8 protein-coding genes are annotated in these 6503 nt (G+C 67.6%); 5 read left to right on the top strand and 3 right to left on the bottom strand.

The window, feature by feature from the left end:
* The 3 genes from QRO93_RS11650 to QRO93_RS11640 form a co-directional block, all read left to right on the top strand.
* Positions 1-389: TonB family protein (locus tag QRO93_RS11650; protein WP_285304220.1), on the top strand; the 389-nt coding region annotated here is incomplete at its 5' end.
* 42 nt (positions 390-431) lie between these two features.
* Positions 432-2177 carry a putative porin gene (locus tag QRO93_RS11645; RefSeq protein WP_180878650.1) on the top strand — a complete coding sequence of 582 codons (1746 nt, stop codon included), beginning with the start codon at positions 432-434 and terminating at the stop codon, positions 2175-2177.
* A 98-nt stretch (positions 2178-2275) separates the two neighbouring features.
* Positions 2276-2605, top strand: a complete 330-nt coding sequence (locus QRO93_RS11640; protein ID WP_008264586.1) for a hypothetical protein — start codon at positions 2276-2278, stop codon at positions 2603-2605.
* Positions 2606-2668: 63 nt separating this feature from the next.
* Here QRO93_RS11640 and QRO93_RS11635 read toward each other — a convergent pair whose 3' ends face one another.
* From QRO93_RS11635 to QRO93_RS11625, 3 genes are all read right to left on the bottom strand, one after another.
* Positions 2669-3067, bottom strand: coding sequence for an OsmC family protein (locus QRO93_RS11635; RefSeq protein WP_180878649.1), 399 nt, complete (start codon positions 3065-3067; stop codon positions 2669-2671).
* Positions 3068-3128: 61 nt separating this feature from the next.
* A complete protein-coding gene (locus tag QRO93_RS11630; protein ID WP_180878648.1) occupies positions 3129-3809 on the bottom strand; it encodes an isochorismatase family protein in 681 nt (226 codons plus the stop codon).
* A 76-nt stretch (positions 3810-3885) separates the two neighbouring features.
* On the bottom strand, positions 3886-4752 hold the full coding sequence (locus QRO93_RS11625; protein WP_053449906.1) for a pirin family protein: 867 nt from the start codon (positions 4750-4752) through the stop codon (positions 3886-3888).
* Positions 4753-4902: 150 nt separating this feature from the next.
* Here QRO93_RS11625 and QRO93_RS11620 point away from each other — a divergent pair, with 150 nt between their 5' ends.
* Both QRO93_RS11620 and QRO93_RS11615 read left to right on the top strand, forming a co-directional pair.
* A complete protein-coding gene (locus tag QRO93_RS11620) occupies positions 4903-5829 on the top strand; it encodes a LysR family transcriptional regulator (protein WP_180878647.1) in 927 nt (308 codons plus the stop codon).
* Positions 5830-5967: 138 nt separating this feature from the next.
* The gene (locus QRO93_RS11615; protein WP_008266486.1) at positions 5968-6471 is read left to right on the top strand and encodes an RNA polymerase sigma factor; all 504 of its coding nucleotides are present in this window, start codon (positions 5968-5970) and stop codon (positions 6469-6471) included.
* Positions 6472-6503: the final 32 nt, after the last annotated feature.

Here is a 6503-nt window from a genome sequence, read left to right as displayed (position 1 = left end):
ACGCCGACCCGGTAACGATGAATGCCGACGCACAGGCCGGCGGTGACAACTTCGGTATCCAGTCCGGTACAGGCGGCGGCACGTCCGGCGTGGGCCGCGGTGGTGCCGGCAATGCCACTTACGGCCGCTACCTCGGCTACCTGATGCAGCAGGCGATCGCGCGCGACGACAAGGTCAAGCGCCTGGCGTTCCAGCTGCAGGTGAATGTGTGGCTGGCCGCCGATGGCCGCCTGGAAAAGGTCGAGCTGGTGCGCGGCAGTGGCAACGAGGAGGCCGATGCGGCCGTGCTCGATGCGCTGCGTCGCATCGGCAAGGTCGACCAGGCACCGCCGCCGTCGCTCGATTTCCCCGCCCGCGTCCTGATCCAGGGCCGCCGGCCCGGGGCCTGATTCCCGACTTCCGTGATTTCCACTCTTTCGATGAGAACCGTGATGAACGACCACGACCGCGCACGAACCGACTCCCGCCGCCCGCGGCCGGCCCGACGGGCGCTGCTGTGCTGCGCCGTGCTGCTCAGCCTGGCGGCCCCGGCCGGTGCAATGGCCGCAGAAACCACCATGGTCAAGCTGATCAAGGGCCTGATCGCCAGCGGCGCGCTGAAACCCGAAGACGGCCAGGCGCTGCTGGTGCAGGCCGAAGCCGAAGCGGCCGCCGCACAGCGCACCGCAGCCAGCGGCAGTGCGGCCGCCAGCGGCGGCGTGGCCCTGGAAGCCGGCGATGTGCGCGTGCCTTACGTGCCGCAGAGCGTGCGCGACGGCATCCGTGACGAGGTGCGCCAGGATGTGATGGCGCAAGCGAAATCGGAAGGCTGGGCGGCGCCGAACGAAGTGGCCGAATGGACCAAGCGCATCAAGGTCACCGGTGACATGCGCGTGCGCAGCGAATCGCGCTTCTATTCCGAGCGCAACAGCGACATCGTGAGCAACTGGCCGGCGATCAATTCCGGCAATGGCTTCGATACCAACACCAACACCAACCTGCAGCTGCCGCCGCTGTTGAACAGCCGCCAGGACCGCCGCAACCTGTGGCGCATCCGTGCCCGCCTGGGCATCGAAGCGACCATCGGCCAGCACACCACCGCCGGCGTGCGCCTGGCCAGCGGCAGCAGCAATGGCCCGGTGTCGACCACCGAACAGCTGGGCGGCGGCCTGAGCAAGAAGGATGTGTGGCTGGACCAGGCCTGGCTGGCCTACAGCCCGGCGGACTGGGTGACGGTGCGCGGTGGCCGCTTCGGCAATCCGTTCTGGACCAGCGATACGCTGTTCTCCAACGACCTGAACTTCGACGGCCTGGCCGCCAACCTGAAGTACGACTTCGACGGCGGTGACCTCGACCTGTTCGGCAACCTGGCGGTGGTGCCGCTGGAGTACACCTCCGACAGCTCGCCCAGCCAGAGCCGGGTCAAGACCCCGAACGAGAACAAGTGGCTGTCCGGTGCGCAGGTGGGCGTGAACTGGCGCTTCAACGATGACAACGCGCTGCGCGCGGCGCTGGGCTACTACGACTTCAAGAACATCAGCGGCCGCCTGTCTTCGCCGTGCGCACTGTATGCAGGTGCGGTGAGCTGCGACACCGACTGGTCGCGCCCGGCCTTCATGCAGAAGGGCAACACCCTGATGCTGATCCGCGACATCGCGCGCAATCCGCTGGACCCGGCCAACACGCCCACCGCGCAGTACGTCGGCCTGGCCTCGGCGTTCCGCCTGGCCACGCTGAACCTGCGCTGGGATACGCAGCTGGCGCAGGGTATCGGGCTGCGCCTGGACGGTGACTACATCCGCAATCTGGCGTACGACAAGCAGGCGATGTTCAGCCGTGCCAACAATGGCATCGTCAACAACTACGACGCGGGCGGCACCGCCAGCATCAACACCTTCCGCAGCGGCGATACCGCATGGATGGTGCAGGCCACCTTCGGTGCCACCGAGCTGAGGGAGAAGGGCCAGTGGCAGGCACTGCTGGGCTACAAGCGCATCGAGGCCGATGCGCTGCCGGATGCCTACAACGACCCCAACTTCCACCTGGGCGGCACCAATGCCCGCGGCTACTACGTGGGCGGTGCCTACGCGCTGGATGCGCGCAGCTGGATCAGCGGCAAGTGGATGGCGGCCAAGGAAGTGTCCGGTGCGCCACTGTCGATCGACGTGTTCCAGCTGGAGTTCAATACCGGCTTCTAGCCGGATCGCGTGATGCAGATCACGCCGGGCGTGGCGGGGGCGCAGCGATGCGCCCGTCTAAGGAAAGGAGACCACGCGTTGCACGAAAGGAGGAGTGGATGAGCCGTCGCAAGCTGTTTGAAAGTCCTGAACCGTCCAGCCAGGTGCTGGGTATCGGGCCGGCCTATGTATCGGTGGAAGGGCTGCGCCAGCATCTGGCGGAGTTCCTGCTGTATGCGGGCCGGCCGGTGGTGATCATGCGCGGGCGCAGTGAAGTGGGCTACTTCCTGCCGGCGCGCTGCTGGCGCCAGCGCGATGACGATCCGCTGGCGGCGGCGGCTGCCGACCAGCTGCTGGATGCGGCCGGCTTCCAGGCCGAGGACATCCAGCAGGTGGAGCAGGAGTTCAACGCCATGCGCCAGCGCACCGTACTGCATTCACGGCGCTGAGTTGTCTGTGGAGCCGGGCCCATGCTCGGCTCCACGGTAGATCCACGCCATGCGTGGATGGGGTTACGCCGCGCCCCCACGCTCACTGGTGATGCGTGCACCCTCGCGCATCACCAGGGTCACCGGGGTCTTCTCCACTACCTCCAGCAAGCGCTGCCACTGTGCATCGCTCAGCTCGGCGCTGGCATGCAGGACGCGGTGCACGTGGAAGCGCCCGTCCTCGTCGCGCTCGGAGCGTAGTTCGGCATGGAACTCACCCAGTTCCCAGCCCTTGCGCTGCGTGTACATGCGCAGGGTGATGGCGGTGCAGGCCGCCAGCGAGGCCAGGTACAGGTCGAACGGGGCGAAGCCCTTGCCCTGGCCGCCAAGCGTTGCGGGCTCGTCCGCATCGACATCGAAGCTGCCATTGCTGATGTGGTGCAGGTAGTTGTCGCCGGTCGAAACAATGCGTGCGTAGGCCATGCGGATCTCCTCTGTAGCGTCGGGCCATGCCCGACGCGTTGGACTCTACCGCCTTGCGCGCTCAGCTGCGCTGCGAATCCAGCGGCTCGTGGCTTTTCTGCACGTCCTGCGCCTTCAGGTAACTCTCGATCAGCAGCTGGTAGTTCGGGAATATCCTGGTGTAGACCTCCGCCCACTGCTGTGCATCGTCGCGGTTCCAGCTGCGCTGGATCTCCGAGGCCACCGCGGCGGTGTCCATCGGCACCACGCCGGCCTGCACCACGCGCGCCAGGGTGATCTCCTCGGCCATCTTCGAATAGGTGCCCGAGGCATCGATTACCGCAAACACCTGGTAGCCGTCGGCGACGGCGGCGATCGACGGGAACGCCATGCACACGCTGGTGATGGTGCCGGCGATGATCAGCTGTTTGCGGCCAGTGGCCTTCACTGCGGCAACGAACTCGGGATTGTCCCAGGCGTTGATCTCACCCTTGCGCGCCACGTACTGCGCATGCGGGGCAGCTTCGTGGATCTCCGGGATCAGCGGGCCATTCGGGCCCTGCGGCACCGAGGCGGTGGTGATCACCGGCATCCGGGCCAGCATGGCCATCTTCGCCAGTGCAGTGGCGTGGGCGCGCACCGTGCTGAACGGCATGTCTGCGATGGTCTGGAACAGGCCGCTCTGGTGGTCGATCAGCAGCAACGTGGCATTGTCCGGATCGATCACCGGGCGTGCGCCGTTGAAGTTGGCGGGGGAACTCATGGTCAGTCTCCTGTGGGGGAAGGGCCGGGGGTGGCCCGATGGCGGCGGCGGGCCGGGGCCCGCCGCGTTGAAGCGCTCAGTGCGCGATCTGGCCGAAGCGGCCGCTGTTGAAGTCGTTGACCGCCTGCGCGATCTCGGCCTGGCTGTTCATCACGAACGGGCCATAGCCCACCACCGGCTCGTCGATCGGCTCACCGCTGAGCAGCAACACGGTGGCGTCGCTGTCGGCGTCGACGAACACGTCCGTGCCAGCGCGGTCGAAGGTGACCAGCTGTGCCTCGCCGACCGGCGGGCCGCCGTTGATCCGCACAGAACCCTTCAGCACCACCAGCGCCAGCGTGCGGCCATCGGCCACCGGCAGTTCGGCGTGGTGTCCCTGCTGCAGGCGGATGTCCCAGACATCCATCGGCGTGTGGGTGCGGGCCGGGCCGGCACGGCCGTCGAAGCGACCGGCGATGACCCGCACGCGGCCAGCGCCCCCAGGCAGATCCACCGAGGGAATGTCTGCATCGAGCAGGGTCTGGTAGCCCGGCGCACCCATCTTGTTCCGCGCCGGCAGGTTCACCCACAACTGGACCATGTCCAGCGTGCCGCCGCGCCGGCTGAATTCCGGCGTATGGAATTCCTCGTGGAGGATGCCCGAGGCAGCGGTCATCCACTGCACGTCGCCCGGGCCGATGGTGCCGCCGGCCCCGGTTGAATCGCGATGGGCGACTTCGCCCTCATAGACGATGGTGACCGTCTCGAAACCACGATGCGGGTGCTGGCCGACGCCACGCGGGGTGTCGCTGGGCGCAAAGCTGTACGGGCCAGCGTAGTCCAGCAGCAGGAACGGGCTCAGGTGCTGGCCGTGGGTGTTGTAGGAAAACAGCGAGCGGGCGGGGAACCCGTCGCCGACCCAATGCGGGCGGGGCGCGCTGTAGGTACCGGTGACACGCTTCATGGCGATCTCCTGGCCGGGGCTGCCGGCCGTTGCTCTTCGTTGCGGAGACGATATCGCTGCAACAATTAGCTCGGTAGACGCCATTATTTGCCGTCATAGTCCTATATGGTGAACAATGGGCCCAGGCCTTGCGCCGCAGGAATTCGCCCCGTGTTCATTGCTGATATCCGCCGTTGCGACCTCAACGACCTGTTCTACTTCGCCATGGTGGTGGAGCACGGCGGCTTCTCGCAGGCCGGCCGTGCGCTGGCCATGCCCAAGTCGAAACTGAGCCGGCGCATCGCGCTGCTGGAGGAACGGCTGGGGGTGCGCCTGATCCAGCGCTCGACCCGGCGCTTCTCGGTCACCGAGGTCGGGCAGGACTACTACCGCCACTGCAAGGCGATGCTGGTCGAGGCCGAGGCCGCTGAAGAGGCGATCGCACTGTCACGTGCCGAGCCGCGCGGCACGGTACGCCTGGCGTGCCCGATCGCGATCCTGCACGCGCGCATCGGCCCGATGCTGGCCGACTTCCTGGCCCTGCACCCGCAGGTGACGGTGCAGCTGGAGGCCACCAACCGCCGCGTCGATGTGGTGGGCGAGGGTGTGGACGTGGCGATACGGGTACGGCCGCCGCCGCTGGAGGACAGCGACCTGGTGGTGCGCGTGCTGGCGCGCCGCGCCTGGTGCACCAGTGCCAGCCCGGCGCTGCTGGATCAGCTGGGCACGCCGCAGGTGCCGGCCGACCTGGCGATGATGCCGAGCGTCGATCTGGCATCGCCCAGCCAGCAGCACGTCTGGGAGTACACCGGGCCCGGCGGCGTGCAGGCCAGCGTGCACCATCGCCCGCGCCTGGTCAGCGATGACATGATCGCGCTGCGCGCAGCCGCGGTTGCCGGGGTCGGGGTGTTGATGCTGCCGCGGATGATGATCAGCGAGGAGCTGGCCCGTGGTGCGCTGGTGCCGGTGTTGCCCGAGTGGGTGCCGAAGCACGGCATCGTGCACGCCGTGTTCCCATCGCGGCGCGGATTGCTGCCGGCCGTGCGGGCGCTGCTCGATTTCCTGGCCGAGCGCTTCGAGGCGTTGGACGAGCCATAGCCCCAGCATCCACGCATGGCGTGAATCTACCGAATGTGTCGACTCGACTGTGCTTGCCGCCCGTGGCCACGCAGCCCACAATTCACCTCCGGACCGTCGCCATCACGCCCATCATTCCCCGGTCCGGCCTTGGCACCTATGTCTCCCAATGCCCTGGCGCTGGTCGAGCTGCTGATCCGCGAGCGCCGTGCGTTGTCTCGCTTCATCGCGCGCTATCTCGACCCGGCCAGTACCGAGGACACCCTGCAGAACCTGTACCTGAAGGCCAGCAGCGTGCCCGGCGATCCGCCCATCCTGGAGCCGCGTGGCTATCTGTACCGGATGGCCTATCACCACGCGCTCAACCGCAGCCAGGCCGATGCCCGCGAGCGGCGCGCGATGGCCGAGTACGCCGCCGACATGGCCGGGGCCGGCCACGATGGCGAGGCGCAGGCGCTGGACCAGGCACAGCTGCGTGAGATCACCCAGACCATCCTTGCGCTGCCCGGGCAGGTGCGCGAGTGCTTCGTGCTCAACCGCTACCTGGGCCTGAGCGAGCGCGAGATCGCCACGCGCCTGGGAATCTCCAAGAGCCTGGTCGGCAAGCACGTACTGCGCGCGGCGCTGCTGATCCAGCAGCACCAGCAGGGAGTGCGGCGATGAGCGGCGATTGCCGTGGGCAGATCGCGCCCGCC

The organism is Stenotrophomonas maltophilia group sp. Smal17, from assembly GCF_030237045.1.
In the GTDB taxonomy this organism is placed as follows: domain Bacteria; phylum Pseudomonadota; class Gammaproteobacteria; order Xanthomonadales; family Xanthomonadaceae; genus Stenotrophomonas; species Stenotrophomonas forensis.
Note: the sequence above shows the minus strand (reverse complement) of the source record. Positions and strands in the feature narration are given on the sequence as shown.